Source organism: Blautia fusiformis (assembly GCF_020686995.1).
GTDB classification, from domain to species: Bacteria; Bacillota; Clostridia; order Lachnospirales; family Lachnospiraceae; genus Blautia_A; species Blautia_A fusiformis.
In genome coordinates this window covers 1-18,087 of record NZ_JAJEPT010000027.1, presented here as the reverse complement: position 1 = coordinate 18,087, position 18,087 = coordinate 1, and the positions used below count along the sequence as shown (strand labels likewise).

Annotated in this window: 16 protein-coding genes and 1 pseudogene; 5 read left to right on the top strand and 12 right to left on the bottom strand. The window is 45.5% G+C overall.

Annotation, left to right across the window (positions count from 1 at the left end; all coding sequences use genetic code 11):
* Positions 1 to 89: 89 nt before the first annotated feature.
* The 5 genes and pseudogenes from LKD46_RS15895 to LKD46_RS15875 form a co-directional block, all read right to left on the bottom strand.
* Positions 90 to 1,055: a beta-ketoacyl-ACP synthase III gene (locus LKD46_RS15895; protein WP_227574360.1), complete on the bottom strand. Its 966-nt coding sequence runs from the start codon at positions 1,053 to 1,055 to the stop codon at positions 90 to 92.
* Between the two features lie 276 nt (positions 1,056 to 1,331).
* Positions 1,332 to 1,604: a DUF1294 domain-containing protein gene (locus tag LKD46_RS15890; RefSeq protein ID WP_118607871.1), complete on the bottom strand. Its 273-nt coding sequence runs from the start codon at positions 1,602 to 1,604 to the stop codon at positions 1,332 to 1,334.
* Between the two features lie 56 nt (positions 1,605 to 1,660).
* The gene (locus LKD46_RS15885) at positions 1,661 to 2,227 is read right to left on the bottom strand and encodes a tRNA 5-(aminomethyl)-2-thiouridylate-methyltransferase MnmM (protein WP_227574359.1); all 567 of its coding nucleotides are present in this window, start codon (positions 2,225 to 2,227) and stop codon (positions 1,661 to 1,663) included.
* Positions 2,228 to 2,250: 23 nt separating this feature from the next.
* Positions 2,251 to 2,352 (bottom strand): annotated as a pseudogene (locus LKD46_RS15880) (GNAT family N-acetyltransferase); the annotation flags it as partial.
* Positions 2,353 to 2,362: 10 nt separating this feature from the next.
* Positions 2,363 to 3,001, bottom strand: a complete 639-nt coding sequence (locus LKD46_RS15875) for a Crp/Fnr family transcriptional regulator (protein WP_182434015.1) — start codon at positions 2,999 to 3,001, stop codon at positions 2,363 to 2,365.
* Between the two features lie 290 nt (positions 3,002 to 3,291).
* On the opposite strand from LKD46_RS15875, the gene LKD46_RS15870 reads away from it, so the two are divergent.
* The gene (locus LKD46_RS15870) at positions 3,292 to 5,085 is read left to right on the top strand and encodes a flavin reductase (RefSeq protein ID WP_227574358.1); all 1,794 of its coding nucleotides are present in this window, start codon (positions 3,292 to 3,294) and stop codon (positions 5,083 to 5,085) included.
* Between the two features lie 133 nt (positions 5,086 to 5,218).
* Here LKD46_RS15870 and LKD46_RS15865 read toward each other — a convergent pair whose 3' ends face one another.
* A complete protein-coding gene (locus LKD46_RS15865) occupies positions 5,219 to 6,349 on the bottom strand; it encodes a glycerate kinase family protein (RefSeq protein WP_227574357.1) in 1,131 nt (376 codons plus the stop codon).
* A gap of 311 nt (positions 6,350 to 6,660) precedes the next feature.
* On the opposite strand from LKD46_RS15865, the gene LKD46_RS15860 reads away from it, so the two are divergent.
* Complete coding sequence (locus LKD46_RS15860) at positions 6,661 to 7,896, top strand: CdaR family transcriptional regulator (protein WP_227574356.1); 1,236 nt, start codon at positions 6,661 to 6,663, stop codon at positions 7,894 to 7,896.
* Positions 7,897 to 7,909: 13 nt separating this feature from the next.
* Here LKD46_RS15860 and LKD46_RS15855 read toward each other — a convergent pair whose 3' ends face one another.
* Entirely contained in the window at positions 7,910 to 8,182 is a 273-nt protein-coding gene (locus LKD46_RS15855; protein ID WP_118514131.1) for an acylphosphatase, read from the bottom strand.
* Between the two features lie 249 nt (positions 8,183 to 8,431).
* On the opposite strand from LKD46_RS15855, the gene LKD46_RS15850 reads away from it, so the two are divergent.
* On the top strand, positions 8,432 to 8,950 hold the full coding sequence (locus tag LKD46_RS15850) for a nitroreductase family protein (protein WP_015525528.1): 519 nt from the start codon (positions 8,432 to 8,434) through the stop codon (positions 8,948 to 8,950).
* 184 nt (positions 8,951 to 9,134) lie between these two features.
* Here the strand turns inward: LKD46_RS15850 and LKD46_RS15845 are convergent, their stop codons facing one another.
* Both LKD46_RS15845 and LKD46_RS15840 read right to left on the bottom strand, forming a co-directional pair.
* Positions 9,135 to 10,046, bottom strand: a complete 912-nt coding sequence (locus tag LKD46_RS15845; RefSeq protein ID WP_227574355.1) for a LysR family transcriptional regulator — start codon at positions 10,044 to 10,046, stop codon at positions 9,135 to 9,137.
* A gap of 77 nt (positions 10,047 to 10,123) precedes the next feature.
* On the bottom strand, positions 10,124 to 11,077 hold the full coding sequence (locus LKD46_RS15840) for an SH3 domain-containing protein (protein WP_227574354.1): 954 nt from the start codon (positions 11,075 to 11,077) through the stop codon (positions 10,124 to 10,126).
* Positions 11,078 to 11,442: 365 nt separating this feature from the next.
* Between LKD46_RS15840 and LKD46_RS15835 the strand changes: the two genes are divergently transcribed.
* A complete protein-coding gene (locus LKD46_RS15835; RefSeq protein WP_227574353.1) occupies positions 11,443 to 12,522 on the top strand; it encodes a DnaJ C-terminal domain-containing protein in 1,080 nt (359 codons plus the stop codon).
* Positions 12,523 to 12,613: 91 nt separating this feature from the next.
* Here LKD46_RS15835 and LKD46_RS15830 read toward each other — a convergent pair whose 3' ends face one another.
* Positions 12,614 to 13,705 carry a PTS sugar transporter subunit IIC gene (locus tag LKD46_RS15830; RefSeq protein WP_015525523.1) on the bottom strand — a complete coding sequence of 364 codons (1,092 nt, stop codon included), beginning with the start codon at positions 13,703 to 13,705 and terminating at the stop codon, positions 12,614 to 12,616.
* Between the two features lie 49 nt (positions 13,706 to 13,754).
* The gene (locus LKD46_RS15825; RefSeq protein WP_227574352.1) at positions 13,755 to 14,879 is read right to left on the bottom strand and encodes an aldo/keto reductase; all 1,125 of its coding nucleotides are present in this window, start codon (positions 14,877 to 14,879) and stop codon (positions 13,755 to 13,757) included.
* Between the two features lie 339 nt (positions 14,880 to 15,218).
* Between LKD46_RS15825 and LKD46_RS15820 the strand changes: the two genes are divergently transcribed.
* Positions 15,219 to 16,064, top strand: a complete 846-nt coding sequence (locus tag LKD46_RS15820) for an AraC family transcriptional regulator (RefSeq protein ID WP_092073565.1) — start codon at positions 15,219 to 15,221, stop codon at positions 16,062 to 16,064.
* A gap of 15 nt (positions 16,065 to 16,079) precedes the next feature.
* On the opposite strand, the gene LKD46_RS15815 is transcribed toward LKD46_RS15820, so the two are convergent.
* Positions 16,080 to 17,711, bottom strand: coding sequence for a glycoside hydrolase family 36 protein (locus LKD46_RS15815; RefSeq protein WP_227574351.1), 1,632 nt, complete (start codon positions 17,709 to 17,711; stop codon positions 16,080 to 16,082).
* Positions 17,712 to 18,087 lie beyond the last annotated feature (376 nt).

Below are 18,087 nucleotides of genomic sequence, written 5' to 3'. Positions count from 1 at the left end.
TTACCTCCGGAAAATTAAATCAAGCGGATAAAAGCATCCGCGGTTTATTTGGTTCCACTCTTATTTTCAACATTCCATTAACAGGGGCTTTAATACTCGATCAGGCTTGCTCCATACGTCAGTCCGCCGCCGAAGCCTGCAAGGACCAGTCTGTCACCCCGCTGCAGTTTTCCGCTTTTTTTCACCTCATCCAGGAGGATAAGAAGACTTGCGGAAGAAGTATTGCCGTATCTGTCCATATTCATAGGAAACTTGGAAATGTCTTCGCCCAGCCTCCTTGCTGCGGAACGGATGATCCGCTCATTTGCCTGATGGAGAAGATAATAACTGATATCTTCACAGGAAACCTTCTCTCGGGAAAGAAGCTCCTTCACAGCCTCCGGTACCTTGCTCACGGCAAAGCTGAACACTTCCTTTCCGTTCATCTGTATGTAGGTTTCCTTTGCCTTCGGATCATTTTCATAGCGGATCTGATTTCTGCTCTGTAAGGTAAGTGCACCGCCTTTTTTTCCGATGGAATGGGTTACCTGTGCATAGCTTCCACCCTCTTCTGCTCTCAGTACGACTGCTCCTGCACCATCCCCGAAAAGAATGCAGGTGCCGCGATCTTTCCAGTCCGTTAAACCGGACAGCTTTTCCGCACCAATCACAAGGACATTCCTGTATATTCCCTGGGCCAGATATGCCTGCGCTGTGTTCAGTGCCAGAAGAGATCCTGTGCAGGCGCCGTTCAGATCAAAGCAGGTAGCATTTTCCGCTCCGAGCCGCTCCTGCACCCCACATGCCACACAGGGCATGATCTCTGTTGGAGAAATGGTTGCCACAAGGATCAGATCGATATCTTCTGCCTTCATTTCTGCGTCTTCCAGAGCTCTTAATGCTGCCCCCGCTGCCATCGTCACAGTATCTTCGTCCTCTTTTGCAATATGTCTCTGTACCACACCGGTTCTTTCCCGGATCCACTGATCACTGGTTTCCACCATCTTTGCCAGATCGTTGTTATCCCACACTCTGTCCGGTGCCCAGGAACCGGTTCCGCATATTTTACCTGTCATATTTTTCTCCATGATATCTGTCTTAAATCAGTCTGTATAAATCTGTACTGCTGTTCTCTGAATTATCTTTTATCTTAAAATATTTTGATTATCAAATTATATCATCATAAAAGTATTTGTCAAGAAGGAATTTTTGAGCATCCTTTTATGAAAAAATAACAGCTGCCACAGGCGTGGAGTATTGGTCTCTCCTCTGTCCTGTGACAGCTGTCTTGTTTTTTTCAGACAGGTATTGTATTTATGGTTATTGCATTTATAGTTATTGCCTTCATAGTTTTACTTCATCGCCCACTGTACCAGGCACACCACACCAATCTGCACCAGCAGTATCACCGGTACACCAATTGCAAATCTGGCTTTTCGGGTTTTGTGGTGAAAAAATCTCATGCCAAGGATTGCCCCGACGCTGCCACCGATGACAGCGCTTAAGATCAGGGTCTTCTCCGGGATCCGCCATTTATTACGACATGCTTTCTGCTTGTCAACCCCGAAAAGTACAAAGGCCAGGATATTGACTGCAAGCAGATAATAATATATGTAATCATTCATGATAGCTCCCTCAGGGATCTGTGTCCTGTATTTCGGACAGTAACCGATTTATGTCTTCATTGCAGTTTGATGATCAGCACCGGTATGGGCGGATCATTGGGCCGGTTTGCATATTCCGACAGGATCACCAGATATTTATGAGGATCCAGCTGACGGATAAACACAAGCATCTCATCCCGTTCCTGATATCCCGTATCCCCGCCACTGTAAATGCAAAGTGTCATAAGTCCGCCTTTTTTCAGAAGCTTAAGTCCGCTTTCCACCGCTCTTTTGCTGCTGTCTGCTCTGGTTGCCACCGAATGGTCTCCACCGGGAAGATATCCCAGATTAAAGGTGATGCAGGACACTGTTTCTGCTTCTGCATAAACAGCCATATTCTCATGGGATTCCAGAAGAAGCTGATAATTTTCCGGACAGTTATCTCTTTTCAGGCGCTCCTCCGTATGTTCCAGTGCCTGCTTCTGAATGTCAAAAGCCAGAACCCGTCCCCTTTTTCCTGCAAGCTGGCTTAACAGAGCCGTGTCATTGCCATTTCCCATTGTTGCATCGATACAAATGTCTCCCGGCATGACCTGCTGCCGTATAAAATGCTGCGTGTATGCAGTGATCTGAAGATTTTTCATTTAAAAATCCTTTCAAAATTCTCTTACAGTTCATGATAATACGGACAGATATCCTCATAATGTCCGTCCTTCATACGGAACCCCTTCGGGATCACGCCAAGCTGGATAAATCCAAGTCTCTCATGATGATCTTCTTTATTTAAGCAGCTCCACATTCCGTCCGTCTCTTCGGATCACACCCTCATCCGAGAGATTTTTGATCTCCCGCATCATGGCACTCCGGTCCACACTTAAATACTGGGCCAGTGCAGTATAGGACATGGGCAGCTTGAATTTCCCGGCATTTTTTTCCGCAGCCAGAGAATGCAGATAGGCTATCAGCTTCTTCCTGGTGGAGGATCGTGAAAGCATGTATATCCGATCTGTCTGCTGCCTGGAACGAAGGGCCGTCATCTGCAGCAGATTACTGACCATCTGGCTGTGATGATGACAGGCATTTTCACAGCGCTTGATTACATGCTCATAATCAATAAACAGCACTTTCGTCACGGTAGTGGCACATACATAATAATGCTGGGAATCTGACGAAAGCAGAAACGGTTCGCCAAATACACTGTCCTTATTCAATTCATCGATGACATACTCATTTCCATCCTCGTCACAGCAGTAGAGAACTGCTCTTCCCTCCTGGATCAGACCGATCTTTTTCATGGAGCTGGAATATTCCATTATGGTTTCTCCATTCTGAAAAACTTTCTCCCGGACTTTGAAGCAGACACGCATCCTTTCCTGTTCTTCGGGCAAAATATCCGTAAATAAAGTGATATGCTCCATAAATTTTCCTCCCACCGGCAAAATAATCTTCCGCATATCTGTACTTTTCTCTCTGCATCCAGGACTATGTAAGAGGACTCTCAAAGCAGATATCCGTATTTTATTTTGCTACATGTTTCTGATTTTATACCAGCACGAAAAAAATGTAAAGTCTGGAATTTTTTTCTGTTTTGTTGTATTTGCAACAGTTTTTGTTGTCGATTTCTGTTATATTTTTATCAAAGTTAAGAAACAAACAAAACCTGAAGCATATAAATAAATCCACCATAGAAAGAAAAGAGGAATCGCTCATGAAAATCACAGATACCATCAAATATGTAGGCGTTAATGATCATCAGGTTGACCTTTTTGAAGGCCAGTACAAAGTGCCGAACGGCATGTCCTACAACTCCTATGTGATCCTGGACGAAAAAATTGCGGTTATGGATACGGTAGATGCAAATTTTACTCACGAATGGCTTGATAATATCCAGAAAGTTCTGGGTGACCGGAAACCGGATTATCTGATCGTACAGCATATGGAACCGGATCATGCAGCCAACATCGCAAACTTCCTGAAGGCTTATCCGGACACCATCGTTGTTTCCAACAAAAAAGCCTTCGCCATGATGCAGAATTTCTTTGACCTGGATCTGGAAAGTCATCAGATCATCGTAGATAACGGCGGAACCCTTTCCCTTGGAAAACACAATCTGACTTTTGTATTTGCACCGATGGTTCACTGGCCGGAGGTTATGGTCACTTATGACAGCACAGAAAAGGTTCTTTTTTCCGCAGACGGCTTCGGAAAATTCGGTGCCCTGGATGCAGATGAACCATGGGACGATGAGGCAAGAAGATACTATATCGGCATCGTTGGAAAATATGGTGTGCAGGTGCAGAATCTTCTGAAAGTAGCCGCAACTCTGGATATCCAGACCATCTGCCCGCTCCACGGACCGGTTCTTACTGAAGATCTTGGACATTATATCAGTCTCTATGATACCTGGTCTTCCTATACACCGGAGGATGACGGAATCGTGATCGCCTACACTTCCGTTTACGGCCACACAAGAACAGCAGTCGCACAGCTTGCCGATAAATTCCGTGCCAAAGGATGTCCGCGTGTTCTGATCTATGACCTTGCAAGAGATGATATGTCCCAGGCACTGAGCGATGCTTTCCGTTACTCCAAGCTGGTTCTCGCAACCACCACATATAATGCAGGTATCTATCCGTTTATGAACGACTTTATTACCCGTCTGGCAGAGCACAACTTCCAGAACCGCACTGTAGGACTGATTGAAAACGGAAGCTGGGCACCGCTGGCAGCGAAGGTCATGAAAGAAATGCTTTCCAAATGCAAAAAGATCAACTGGCTGAATACCACAGTTAAGATCATGTCTGCAGTAAACGAAGAAAACCGCAGACAGATGGAAGCTATGGCTGATGAGCTCTGCCAGGAATACATTGCAAAAAGCGATGATCTTGCCAACAAAAATGATATGACCGCCCTGTTCCGCATCGGTTACGGCCTCTATGTGGTAACCTCCAACGATGGCAAAAAGGACAACGGTCTGATCGTCAATACCGTTACACAGCTTACCGACAACCCATATCGCGTGGCTGTCAACATCAACAAGGCAAACTACTCTCACCACGTGATTCAGCAGACCGGTATCATGAACGTAAACTGCCTGTCCACAGATGCTCCGTTCTCTGTTTTTGAGCAGTTCGGCTTCCAGTCCGGCAGAAGCACCGATAAATTTGCCGACCAGAAAGTAAACCACTCCGACAACGGCCTGGTATTCCTGGACAAATATATCAATGCTTTCATGTCCCTGAAGGTAGAAAACTATGTGGATCTCGGCACTCACGGAATGTTCATCTGCAGCGTCACAGAGGCCCGCGTCATGAGCGATCAGGATACCATGACTTACACCTACTACCAGAAACATGTAAAGCCAAAGCCACAGACCGAGGGCAAAAAAGGCTGGGTATGTAAAGTCTGCGGATACATCTATGAAGGCGATGAACTTCCTGAAGATATCATCTGCCCGCTGTGCAAGCATGGCGCTGTGGATTTTGAGCCGATCGAAGGATAAGGCAAAAATCCGGATCAGCTGATCTTATCCGGTTACAACTCCCTTGTTTTTACAAATTATAAACCTTATAAACTGCAAAAGACAGGTCTTTGAATGGCCTGTCTTTTTGCGGTATCGTTCTCTTCAATATCTTTTATTTCATCAGTCTGATAACCTGCTCTGCAGTATCTGCCAGATTCTGCTTTGCATTCTCATTTTTCATGGCCTCCTCCAGAGTTACCACTCCACGGAGGATCGGGAAAAAGGCATCGATTCCTGCATCGTTGCAGGCTCTTGCGTCACGCTGTACGGCACCTGCAAAGGCGATCACTTTTTTGCCATATTTCTTTGCAAGCTTTGCAACACCTACCGGCGCTTTTCCCATGGCTGTCTGTCCATCCATGCGTCCCTCACCTGTGATCACAAAATCCGCGTTTTTGATGTAGTCCTCAAGTTTTGTCTCATCCAGCACGATATTGATCCCGGATTCCAGAACTGCATCGGTAAAGGTCAGGAATGCAAATCCCATTCCGCCGGCGGCACCTGTTCCCGGATACTTTGGATCTGCTTTCGGAAAACGCTCCTTTGCAAGCTCTGCGTAGGCACCCAGCCACTGATCCATGTCCTGGATCATCTCCGGTGTAGCACCCTTCTGCGGTCCGTAGATGGCACTGCATCCAAGCTCTCCGCAAAGAGGATTTGTGACATCGCAGGCAACACGGAATTTACATTCTGCAAGCTCCGGGATCACATAGGCATCTGTGATCTCTGTGATGTCTTTCAGGCCTCTTGCTCCCGGAAGGACCTGCTTTCCGTCTTTGTCCAGAAATGCATAGCCAAGTGCCTGAAGCATTCCCACACCACCGTCATTGGTGGCGCTTCCGCCGATGCCCACAATAAATCTGCGGCAGCCTTTTTCGATGGCGTCCCTGATCACCTCACCGACACCGTAGGTTGTGGTATAAAGAGGATTTCTTTTTTCGTCCGGTACCTGCGTGATCCCTGCTGCACCGGCCATTTCGATCACTGCAGTCTTTGTGCTTTCGATGATGCCATACTCACAGATCACCGGCTCGCCAAGAGGCCCTGTAACCTTTACATACTCTGTTTTTCCGTTCATTCCTGCAACAAGGGCTTCCACGGTCCCCTCTCCACCGTCTGCCAGTGGTCTTACCTGAACTTCTGCGTCCGCATCCACACGATGGATACCTTCAGCGGCTGCAAAGCCTGCCTCCATGGATGTCATACTGCCCTTAAAAGAATCGATCGCTGTTACTACCTTCATTTTATTTTCCTCCTGTATGATTTTTATGTAAACCTGATATCCGTACTCTCCGTTCCATTCAAGCTTGCTTCTGTTTTTAATCATAATAAAATTAAGCATGGATGTATATATTATGTATACTATATTTTTTCTTTATTTTTTATATTTTTTGTTATAAATAACATGCTCAAATTGAATTCATAAAACATATATGATATACTGACCAAAAGAAAGCACCCGGTAGATCCTGTATTCTCATTTCGTTTACCTGCATAAATATAAAATTAGACCTTCCGTAATATAAATACTATCAGTCTTTCCAGGAGGATTCCATGATCACACACATCAGCCACACTCTTGCCCAGCAGATCGTCAACACGATCAAGGACGTCTGCAGCTACGATATCAATTTTATCAACCCGTCCGGCACCATTATCGCTAGTACAAACTCTGCCAGGATCGGAACCTATCATGAGATCGGACGGAAAGCTGCTGTAACCGGTACTACCATCGAGGTGGCTGAATCTGACAATTTTACAGGAACACGCCAGGGTATCAACATGCCTCTTTACCATGAAGACTGTCTTCTGGCTGTGATTGGCATCACCGGTTCCCCGGAAAAGGTACGCAAGTATGCCTTTCTGGCACAGCGTATCACCAGCCTTCTGATCCGTGAGCAGGAGCTTGGCCAGTACAGCCGGCACCAGGCGGACAAAAAGCAATTTGTCATCAGCTCTCTTCTCCATGGGGAGACCCAGAATCCGGAATATCTTCTGAGATGCCTGAGAGAATTTCAGATTGATCCGGACACGCCCAAACGGCTGATATTGATCCATACGTATCCGGCTGCTTCCGGCAGAAATCCTTCCGTAAAAATCGCCCGCAGTATTCCGGAATCCTCAGAAAGTTCTGTTTCCCTGACAGATCCCAAAAATACAACTCTCTCTCCAGAAGCCTCTCCACAGCCAGAAACTCCGGAATCAGACTCTGGCATCGGATCTGTTCTTTCGGAACATCAAATCCAAAGTTTTTTCAAAACCGCCGGGATCACCCTGCACACCTTCCGCTATCCCGGAGATTATCTTGCTGTTGCAGACAATTCCAATTTTTCTGCTCTTTCCGCAGTGCTTCGTAATTTTGCCCAAAAGCATGCAGACACTCTGGCCATTGCAGTTGGAAAGCCTGTACCTCTGTATCAGCTTGGACTTTCCCTGAATACTGCGGAAACTACCCTGAGGAGCCTTCACCAGCCCCTTACTGACAATATCTGTACAGAAAATTATGCAGTTTTTGATGATCTCACTCTGGAAATCATTCTCTCTTCTGTGTCTCGGAAAGACCGCGAAGAATTTTTCGTAAAAACTATTTATCAGCTTTCCCCGGATGAAAAGGACCTTCTGCGAACTTATTTTTCCCTGGAAATGTCTCTGGCTGATACCGCAGAGAAGCTTTTTCTCCACAAAAATACTCTTCAATATAAATTAAACCACATTTATAAAAAATGTGGTCTCAATCCCCGGAAATTCCAGGACGCTGTTCTGTTGTATCTGGCACTGGAGCTGGAATGAACCAGCCATTTCACTATCCTTTCACATGAAATCCAAACTCCTCCTCCAGTGGGATCTCCCTCGCTTCAATCCCCTCGATCTCCACAAAGCTCTGCTGAGAAAGGCGCTCTACCATCTCCTGGATTTCTTCTCTGGTTCCCTGTAATTCCATTTCCACACGATCATCCCAGAGATTCCGTACCCAGCCGGTCAGTCCCATGGACTGTGCAATATAATAGGAACGGTAACGAAAGCCTACTCCCTGTACTCTTCCTGAAAAATAAAAATGTTTCCGAATCTTTTCCATCTGGCACCTCATATTTTCTGTCTTAACTATTCTGTCTCTGTATCTCCACCCGAAATTCTCCCGCATCCGCCGCAGGAATATCATAACCAGATTATATAATATTTCTTTATAAATTGTAAAGTTATATCCTTCTATCTATTGGAAACTATAATCATCTGCGTTATAATGGTTTTTATCAGAATAAAAAGAAATTTACTTTCTTTTGCAGAAAATATTTTCAACAAAATTTAACATCAGGAGGTAATGATCATGAATGAAAGCATCAAAAACCTGTTAGAACGCAGAAGCATCCGCGCCTACAAAAAAGAGCTTGTTCCGAAAGAAACTCTGGATACGATCCTGGAAGCGGGAGAATATTCCCCCAGCGGCATGGGACAGCAGAGCACTCTTATGGTAGTGACACAGGATCCGGAGCTGGTTGCAAGGCTTTCCAAAATGAACGCAGCTGTTATGGGCAGCACCTCAGATCCGTTCTACGGCGCCCCAACTGTGATCATTGTCTTTTCCGACAGCAAAATGGGCACCTGTGTGGAAAACGGAAGTCTTGTGATGGGAAATCTCATGAATGCCGCACATGCTCTCGGCGTGGACTCCTGCTGGATTCACCGTGCAAGAGAAGTTTTTGACTCCGAGGAAGGAAAAGAGCTGAAGAAGCAGTGGGGTGTTCCAGAGGAATATATCGGCGTAGGCCACTGTGTTCTTGGATACCGTGACTGTGAGTATCCAACAGCCAAACCGCGTAAGGATGGTTTTGTGATCCGTGTGTGATCGGCTTGCAGAATAAAATTTCCACTGCCAAAAACTTTTAATGTAAATAAAAATCTGACAGATTCCTGCATGATACGCATCGCTACGTATCTGAGAATACACAGGGAAACAACCCTCCGGTATCATAAATACCAGAAGCTTTTCCCGTCTTCTCCGGCAGTGATCTGTCAGATTTTATTTTCTCTTATTTCAGTGCTTTATCCTTATATCTGGAAATCTCCTCCAGATATTTTTTCCCAAGGGCACTGATGTTAACACCCTTTCTGGCAACATAACCGATTGTCATGATCTCATCGGAATCCAGCTTCACAGCACAGTAATCGGAACCATTAAGATCCTCACAGATAATACCGGAGCATAAGGTATATCCATTCAGTCCTACCATCAGGTTCAGCATAGTAGCCCTGTCATCGGCTTTGATCAGCCGTTTGTATTCATAGGTGCTCAAAACCTCCTCAGCAAAATAAAAAGAGTTATTTCCTCCCTGTTCAAAGGACAGACACGGATATTCCTTCAGTTCTTCCAGCGTGATCTTCTCACACTTCGCTAGAGGATGCCCCTTCCACATATAAACGTAGATCCGACAATTGAGAAGTTCGTGAAACTCCAGACCATACTCGTGAAACATTTTTGTAAGTACCTTACGGTTAAAATCATTTACGTAGAGGATCCCGATCTCACTCTTGAAATTACGGACATCCTCGATGACCTGATGCGTCTTGGTCTCGTGGACCGCAAATTCGTACTCATCCATGCCGAATTGCTTTACCAGCTCCACAAAGGCATTAACTGCAAAGGTATAATGCTGCATGGAAACACTGAATTTTTTGCGTGCCTGTTTCTTGGAAATATATTTGGCTTCCATCAGTTCGTACTGTTCCACCACCTGCCTTGCATACCCCAGAAATTCTTCGCCTGCAGGCGTTACGGCGATTCCTCGGTTCGTTCTTCGGAAGATCTCAACACCGGTTTCTGCTTCCAGCTCCCGGATTGCCGTGGAAAGACTGGGCTGAGAAATATAAAGGCTTTTTGCTGCCTCGTTCATAGATCCGGCTTTTGCAATTGCTATGGTATATCTGAGCTGTGCCAGAGTCATCTTTCTGCCTCCCCGTTTCTTGTTCCGGCTTTCTGTTCCTCTTCAGGCAGATCCGGCAACAAGCATCCTTTATCTTTTTATTTAAGGTAGTTCTTATCTACATATCCTTCTTTTCCAAGCTTTGGAACATATACATACCAGTAAGTACTGTCTTTCTTCTCAATGACTTCTACCGTATCTCCGTTATTCAGCTGGGCGATCTCATTGTCCTTGTCATACGCCTTTGTACTGCGCAGAGCCAGATATCCGCTTTCCACTTTAACAGTCATGGATGGAGTTGTCGTACCTGAGCCTCCGGTAAGATAGTTCCTGTCAACATAACCGGTCTTATCCAGCTGCGGAACATATACATACCAGTACTGATCGTTGCTGGTGTCCTTCACCTGAACCGTGTCACCGGTATTCAGCTGTCCGATCTCATTGCTTTCATTATAGGCTGCCTTGTTGCGAAGGGCAAGATAACCCGTTTCTACTTTAACTGTCCACAGACCACTGTTGTAGATATACCGGTTATCCACATATCCGGATTTATCAAGCCCCGGGGCATATACGTACCAGTAAGTAGAATCACTGCTGTCCTTTACAAGAACGGTATCTCCGGTATTCAGGCGTCCGATCTCGTTACTGTCATTGTAAGCTGCGGTACTTCGAAGAGCCAGATAGCCTTTTTTTACCTTTACTGTCCAGGAATCGTTGGAAGCTGTGGCGTTCTCTGCTATCTGGATATAGTTTTTGTCCAGATATCCGGACTTATCCAGTCTTGGCACGTATGCATACCAGTAGGTAGCGTCCTTCCGATTTGTAACTTCCACAAGATCTCCTGTATTCAGCTGTCCGATCTCATTGCCTTTGTCAAAAGCCTTCTCACTTCGAAGAGCCAGGTATCCATCTGTGACTTTGACTTTAAAAGTAGTTCCTGCTGCTGCCTTTGCCTCCCGGATCGTCGCCGGAAAAGCTGCTGCCAGTATAAATGTCAGAAGTACCAGCTTTTTTACTGCCTTTATATTAGACAGAAGAGTTCTTTTTCTCATATTATACGCCTCCTTTTCTTTTTTGGATCTTTCTCTGATCTGCTGCTCTCTCTGTTTTTTATTTACTGAGCAGACAGCACCGGAATTTATAGTAGTATTATATCATATTTTCAGCTGATAGCTGTAAGAATCATATCTCTTATCGCAGTCCAAAATGTTCCTTTCCGTAATGCAGGTATTGACACTTTTAATTAGTAGTGTTATATTACATGTAGAACAGGATAAAAGTAATGCCCCCGGGATTTTTCCCGGGGAATTTTATACACATACGTTCAATATATGACAGTCCGGGAGATCTGTCCCCTGAGAGGACAGATCGATCATCCGGGACGCTGCAGACTATAATATAAGGGAAGGTGAATACCATGGCAGTAAAAAGAGATTATTACGATGTTCTGGGCATTGACCGGAACGCAGATGAAAAAACAATAAAAAAAGCCTACCGTAAACTGGCCAAAAAATATCATCCGGATACAAACGCAGGTAATGCAGATGCCGCAGATAGATTTAAAGAAGTAAACGAAGCCTACGATGTCTTAAGTGATCCAAAGAAGAAAAAAATGTATGATCAGTTTGGTCATGCCGCGTTTGAGGCAGGAGCTGATCCTGGCGCCGGTGGATTCGGCGGATTCCAGGGTGGCAGCAATGGCAGCTATCAGGAATTTCATTTTAACGGTGAAAACATGGACGATATTTTTGGTGATATCTTCGGAAATATGTTCCACGGCAGTCACGGCGAAAGCCGCGGTTTCGGCAGTAATGGCACATATGAGCATTTCACCGGTAACGGTGGCGGCTTTCACAGTGGATTTGGCGGAAGTGGCTTTCACAGCGGCAACGGCTTCGGCGGATTCCATCAGCAGGATTTTCCGCAAAAAGGCTCTGATGTGAAGGCCAGCATCAACGTTACCTTTGATGAGGCGGCTTTTGGTGCTGATAAAAGAATTTCTCTGTCCGGTCCGGACGGAAGCTCCGGTGCACCGCAGACACTTCAGATTCATATTCCGGCAGGTATTGATACCGGCAAGAGTATCCGTCTGAAAGGAAAAGGCATGCCCGGAACCGGCGGCGGCGAGCCTGGTGACCTTCTTCTGAAGGTTACCGTAGGAACACGTCCTGGCTATGAACGAAAAGGATCGGATGTTTATACCACCATTTCTATTCCTTACACAACCGCTGTTTTCGGCGGTGAAGCCACCGTTCCTACCCTTTACGGAAATGTTATCTGTAAGATCAGGGAAGGTATGCAGTCCGGTTCCAAGATCCGCTTGAGAGGAAAAGGCATTGTTTCCATGAAGAACCCTTCCGTCCGCGGTGATCAGTATGTAACCATTCAGATTCAGGTTCCTCAAAATCTGAATTATTCCGCAAAAGAGAAACTCCATGAATATGCAAAGGCCTGTGGACTGGAACGGAGTAATGCCACTGGATCACATGTAGCATAAAAGTTAAAATAAAAGAGTATCACAAAGCTCATCACTATCAATGAGTTCCTGTGATACTCTTTTTTGATTTTAAAGTAAGATCTGATATAGCTTATGACAGCGTCATATCTCCATCTTTCACCCATCCGAGCTTACGTACAAACATATTGATCAACGGACAGAGAACTGCCGGGAGAATAAAAGAGATCAGGAAAAGCCCTGCCCAGTCCATAGCTGTAACAGCTGTCTTGGTTCCTTCTGCAATATCATTCATCCATCCTGTATACACACCGATCTGACCTACAAAACCGCAGGTACCCATTCCTGAGGATACAGCAGTTCCGTTCATTTGAAGCCTGAACAAGCAGGTTGCAATAGGTCCTGTGATAGCAGATGTTACGATCGGAGCGATCCAGATCCTTGGATTTCTGACAATATTACCCATTTGGAGCATGGAAGTTCCAATTCCCTGAGAGACAAGACCGCCCCATTTGTTTTCCCTGAAGGACATGACCGCAAAACCTACCATCTGCGCACAGCAACCCGCTACTGCAGCGCCGCCTGCCAGTCCGGTAAGTCCCAGAGCCGCACAGATCGCAGCAGAAGAGATCGGCAGCGTCAGTGCGATTCCAACAAATACAGAAACCAGGATTCCCATAAAGAATGGCTGCAGATCTGTTGCCCACATGATCACGCTTCCTACTTTCATAGCAGCTTTTCCAAGGGCAGGTGCCCACCATGCGGAAAGACCTACGCCCACACCGATGGTTACAAGAGGCGTTACAAGGATATCGATCTTCGTTTCCTTTGAAACTGCTTTACCAATCTCAGCTGCAACAATGGCAACAAACAGTACAGCCAGAGGACCGCCTGCTCCGCCAAGTGCGTTGGAGGCAAATCCAACGGTGATCAGCGAAAACAATACCAGCGGCGGGCAATGCAAGGCGTAACCGATGGCTACTGCCATGGCAGGGCCGCTCATGGCAGATGCCAGAGAACCTACTGTGTACTGGGTATCATTGACTGTGGCAACTGCCATAGTCAGAAACGGAATGTGAAACTGTGTGCCAATGGTATTGATGATCGTGCCGATCAGCAGGGAACAGAAAAGTCCCTGTGCCATAGCTCCCAGTGCATCGATACCATATCTCTTCAAAGATATCTCAATATCTTTCCGTTTCAGAAATGCTTTGAATTTTTCCATTTTTAAACTCTCTCCTTACCCTGATCCGCTTCCTGCCGGATCAGTTCCTTTATTTGCAAAAGGTCTCGCTTACTTTCTCAAGTTCCTCGCGGATGGAAATATGCTGAGGACATACTTCCTCACACTGTCCGCATTTTACACATTCATCTGCACGCTTTCTGCCATGACTAACTACCAGCCAGTCTTCCTGATGCGCTGCGGCGGCTTTATTTCCGTACAATGTCAGATAATTCATTGCTGTAAAAGAACCGGAAATTCCGATTTCCATCGGACAGACCTTTGCACAGTAGTTACAGGTTGTGCATGGGATCAAAGGAATTTTGCTCATAGCCTCTCTTGCCTTATCAAGAGTCTCCTTCTCACTGTCAGTAAGGCCGTTGAAATCCTTCATAAAAGAAAGGTTATCCTCCATCTGCACAACATTGCTCATTCCGGAAAGTACGGTAATCACGCCTTCCAGATTTGCCGCAAAACGGATCGCCCAGGATGCTGTGGATGCTTCCGGCTCTGCTGCCTTCAGAAGCTTTTCCACTGATTCCGGCGGAGTTGCAAGCATGCCGCCTTTTACAGGTTCCATGATAATGACCGGTTTTCCATGTTTTCTGGCCACCTCGTAGCAGGCTCTTGACTGGATCGCCGGATTTTCCCAGTCTGCGTAATTGATCTGCAGCTGTACAAATTCCATTTCCGGATGTGCAGTGAGAAGTGCATCCAGCTCCTCCGGTGTGGAATGGAACGAAAATCCTGCATGTCTGATCAGACCGGCTTCCTTCTGTTCACGGATCCAGTCCCATAAACCGTACTCATCAAAATATTTTGTTCTGTGCTCTCCAAGATTGTGGAGAAGATAAAAGTCGAAATATCCTGCCTTTGTTCTCTCCAGAGATGTTTTAAACTGTGCAAGAGCTTCATCTCTTGTCTTGCAGTTGATCCAGGCTGCCATCTTGGTGGCTAGCTGATATTTTTCTCTCGGATAACGCTCTACCAGCGCTTCGCGGATAGCATCTTCGCTTCCTGCATAAGCCCATGCTGTATCAAAATATGTAAATCCGGCTTCCATAAATTTGTCCACCATGACTTTGGTCTGCTCCACATCGATCACACCTTCTGATTTCTGCGGAAGTCTCATAAGGCCAAAACCAAGTTTTTTGATTTCTTCACCTAAATATGCCATATCTTTCTCCCTTCTTATTACATACCGGAAAATTCCTCATATCATCTGATATATCACCGGATAAGCAATATTTCTGACACAAATATCTCCCGGACCGTTATATTTTTGCCGCAGAAAAACTGCGTTTCTCCTATTATAACGATATTTTTCCTGGTGGTAAACCTTTTTCTTTTACAAGTGTCAAGACAGCGCCAGGATATAAAAAACAGCTGCCGCACGTTTATTGCACGGTAACTGTCTTTTGTCCTATCAGTTCATCTTTGTTCTTTACACCTCAGATCAAATATTTTAAACTGATATTACTTATAATAACCATATATCGAAAGGCAGAAAACTCTCATGAAAAACAAGCAGGTCATGAACCGCCAGACTTCATCAAAAGAACTTCATCTTATTTCCTGCGGCTGGGAAAAATGTACACCGGAACAGTCCTACGGCCCTGGTGTCCGGCGATATTACACCATCCATTTTGTGCTGAGCGGACAGGGATATTTCTATATGAACAACCGGAAATATACCTTGAAAGCCGGACAGTGCTTTTTCATTCCTCCTGTGACCAGCTCTCTCTACAAAGCGGAACCTTCTGATCCCTGGACTTATATCTGGATCTGTTTCAACGGGGAAAACGCTCCAACGCTTTGCGAACACTGCCATCTTACCGGGGAAACTCCGGTCCAGCAGCTGAATTCGGTTCTTCCATATCAGGAAACTATTCTTGAAATGATGGCTCATCCACAACTGACGCCTTCCGGTGATGCCTATATCCAGAGCGGTCTTTACCGGATCATTGCCCTGCTGGAGGAAGAATTTCATGCTTCCTACACCACCATGGAATCCAACGATAATTTTTACATCACACAGGCTGTTGATTACATCAAAAAAAGTCCGCTACAGAATATCACTGTGACAGATGTTGCTGACTATCTCCATATCAGCCGCAGCCACCTTTACGGACTTTTTAAAAAACATCTTGGAACCACACCCCAAGCATTCCTGACTTCAGCCAAGATCATCAACGCCCGAGAGCTTCTGACCATCACGGATATCCCTGTCTCCAGCGTGGCGTTCTCCTGCGGATATCAAAATCCATTTGCCTTCTCCCGTGCCTTCAAAAAAGAAACCGGCATGACGCCACGGGAATACCGGGAAAAATATCATCATGCCGAGGATCTTCTGGATTGCTGAACCACTTTTCCTGATTTACGGAACAACTACCTTGGCATTATAGTATTCCACCGCAGCATCCATGGTCGGACCTTCGTTGTCAAACCAGTCATAAGTGATAGTTTCGCCGTTTTCTCCCCATACCTCCGGGCAGTCGATTTCTTCCCAGTCAAGCGGAACAAAATGCTCTTCCTGTTCTGATGCACGCAGCATGATCTGATGCAGCTCCTCAAATTCCTCCGGATTCAAAACTCCAGGTTTTGCGGATACAAACAGTGGTGTACCACTCTTTGCAAGAACGTCTGCCCACTGACGATTTTTCTCCCATGGGATCATTCCGAAAATACCGACACAGTCTGCATCAATATGGTAAAACGTATTGTGCTGCGGAAGACGGAATGCCAGCGTATTTACGCCCATTCGTCTGGTACGCTCCCAGATACGTCCGCTGGTATCGTCACCGGTCCGGTTCAGATGCATCAGGCCTGCGCCGAGATGTCCGATGGTATTGCAGCCGATGATCACTGCGTTGTTGCTCCGGGAAGCATCATAAATCTCCTGATAAAGCATTTTTACGATTTCTGCGCTGGTTTTGGTCTGATCATAAAAATGCCATTTCTCCATGGAATTGTCTCTTAAATTCGCCTCAAATCCCCATTTTCCAAAGAGATCAAAGGTAGAAAAATCATGCTTGATCAGCGTGTATCCCCAATCACAGATTCTCTCGATATCTTTACGGATATATTCCAGTGCATCCGGGTGGGACGGATCGAGACAGTCATTATAGGAAATTCTCCACTCATCCGGGATATTCTCATCTTCATTAAGAAGCAGACGGACCCAGATACCCGGGCGGACACCTTTTTTCTCCAGCTTGTCTGCAAGACCTTTCATATCCGGAAATCTGGCATTGCCTTTTGTCCAGGGTCCACCGTTGTATTCATCCAGGCGGTGATGCTCCTGCCAGCAGTCATCAATGACCATGAACGGAGGATTTTTTACACCTTCGGTCAGTTTCAGGATATAATCGGTATCACTTAAGATCTCCTCTTCGGAGCTGTCACCATAAGCATAGTACCAGTTATTGCTTCCATATACCGGAAACTCTGGGAAGATCGGATCTGTACACATTTTTTCACAGAATTTCTGTGCAGTTTCAAAAGTATCTGCTCCTTCTGCTTCCATGCAGACGATCTGTGCGGCACACAGCTTTCTTCCTTTCAGCTGTACTCCTGTATTTCCGCAGCGAACATCCAGAAACAAAGTAATTCCTTTGGTATCCACCTGCCAGCAGCACATAGCAGAAGGACGGACCTTTACGCCAAAGCAGAGAACCTTCTCAGAAAGCTTCGCCAGAAAATACCATGGCAGATAACGGTTTCCGCTCATTCCATGCCATTCCGCATCACCATAGGTACGTTCCCAGGCATCTCCCAGAAATCTGGCTGATTTCGGGATCTTATAGTTCCATCTCAGTTTCACACATCTCACTGCATCCTCGGATGTGACAAATATATCCTCATGTTCACCTGCGTCCTGAAATTCCACAGTAGTTGCACCGGCAGCTACTGTCGTCTGCCCTCCCTGGCACACAAGTCTCTCCTCTTCTGTTTCCACTGTTACATAATCCGGTACCCCAAGCTTAAAATCTGCATATTTTTTCTGCATTATTCTCTCCTCCTGTACTTTTTCATTTACATTTTGCTTTACCTGCATACTCATGAACACTGTCTTTCTATCGTCTGTTCAACTCAGAAGAATGTACGAAAAATTTTTTTAATACATTTTGTCTATATGCCTTATTATATTGATTTTTTTGGTTTTTTCTATGCTTTAAAGTTATTATAACATTGCAGAATGTTCAATCTGCATAAGCTTTTCAGACCTTGTCCGATTCGCTTTTTAATATAAGAACATAAAGGGCTAAAGGTGGAAATTAGTTTTTCATTTTACGGAACACAAATTCTGGTTGAATGAAAAAGTAACTTCCACCATGTGCTAGTACTGATAAGTAAAGGGATTTCTGCAGAATTAATTTCTACAA

Excerpts from the sequence above, each read along its gene's own strand:
- LKD46_RS15895 (WP_227574360.1), bottom strand. The coding sequence starts at position 1,055 with ATGACAGGTAAAATATGCGGAACCGGTTCCTGGGCACCGGACAGAGTG.
- LKD46_RS15890 (WP_118607871.1), bottom strand. The coding sequence starts at position 1,604 with ATGAATGATTACATATATTATTATCTGCTTGCAGTCAATATCCTGGCC.
- LKD46_RS15885 (WP_227574359.1), bottom strand. The coding sequence starts at position 2,227 with ATGAAAAATCTTCAGATCACTGCATACACGCAGCATTTTATACGGCAG.
- LKD46_RS15875 (WP_182434015.1), bottom strand. The coding sequence starts at position 3,001 with ATGGAGCATATCACTTTATTTACGGATATTTTGCCCGAAGAACAGGAA.
- LKD46_RS15870 (WP_227574358.1), top strand. The coding sequence starts at position 3,292 with ATGAAAATCACAGATACCATCAAATATGTAGGCGTTAATGATCATCAG.
- LKD46_RS15865 (WP_227574357.1), bottom strand. The coding sequence starts at position 6,349 with ATGAAGGTAGTAACAGCGATCGATTCTTTTAAGGGCAGTATGACATCC.
- LKD46_RS15860 (WP_227574356.1), top strand. The coding sequence starts at position 6,661 with ATGATCACACACATCAGCCACACTCTTGCCCAGCAGATCGTCAACACG.
- LKD46_RS15855 (WP_118514131.1), bottom strand. The coding sequence starts at position 8,182 with ATGGAAAAGATTCGGAAACATTTTTATTTTTCAGGAAGAGTACAGGGA.
- LKD46_RS15850 (WP_015525528.1), top strand. The coding sequence starts at position 8,432 with ATGAATGAAAGCATCAAAAACCTGTTAGAACGCAGAAGCATCCGCGCC.
- LKD46_RS15845 (WP_227574355.1), bottom strand. The coding sequence starts at position 10,046 with ATGACTCTGGCACAGCTCAGATATACCATAGCAATTGCAAAAGCCGGA.
- LKD46_RS15840 (WP_227574354.1), bottom strand. The coding sequence starts at position 11,077 with ATGAGAAAAAGAACTCTTCTGTCTAATATAAAGGCAGTAAAAAAGCTG.
- LKD46_RS15835 (WP_227574353.1), top strand. The coding sequence starts at position 11,443 with ATGGCAGTAAAAAGAGATTATTACGATGTTCTGGGCATTGACCGGAAC.
- LKD46_RS15830 (WP_015525523.1), bottom strand. The coding sequence starts at position 13,705 with ATGGAAAAATTCAAAGCATTTCTGAAACGGAAAGATATTGAGATATCT.
- LKD46_RS15825 (WP_227574352.1), bottom strand. The coding sequence starts at position 14,879 with ATGGCATATTTAGGTGAAGAAATCAAAAAACTTGGTTTTGGCCTTATG.
- LKD46_RS15820 (WP_092073565.1), top strand. The coding sequence starts at position 15,219 with ATGAAAAACAAGCAGGTCATGAACCGCCAGACTTCATCAAAAGAACTT.
- LKD46_RS15815 (WP_227574351.1), bottom strand. The coding sequence starts at position 17,711 with ATGCAGAAAAAATATGCAGATTTTAAGCTTGGGGTACCGGATTATGTA.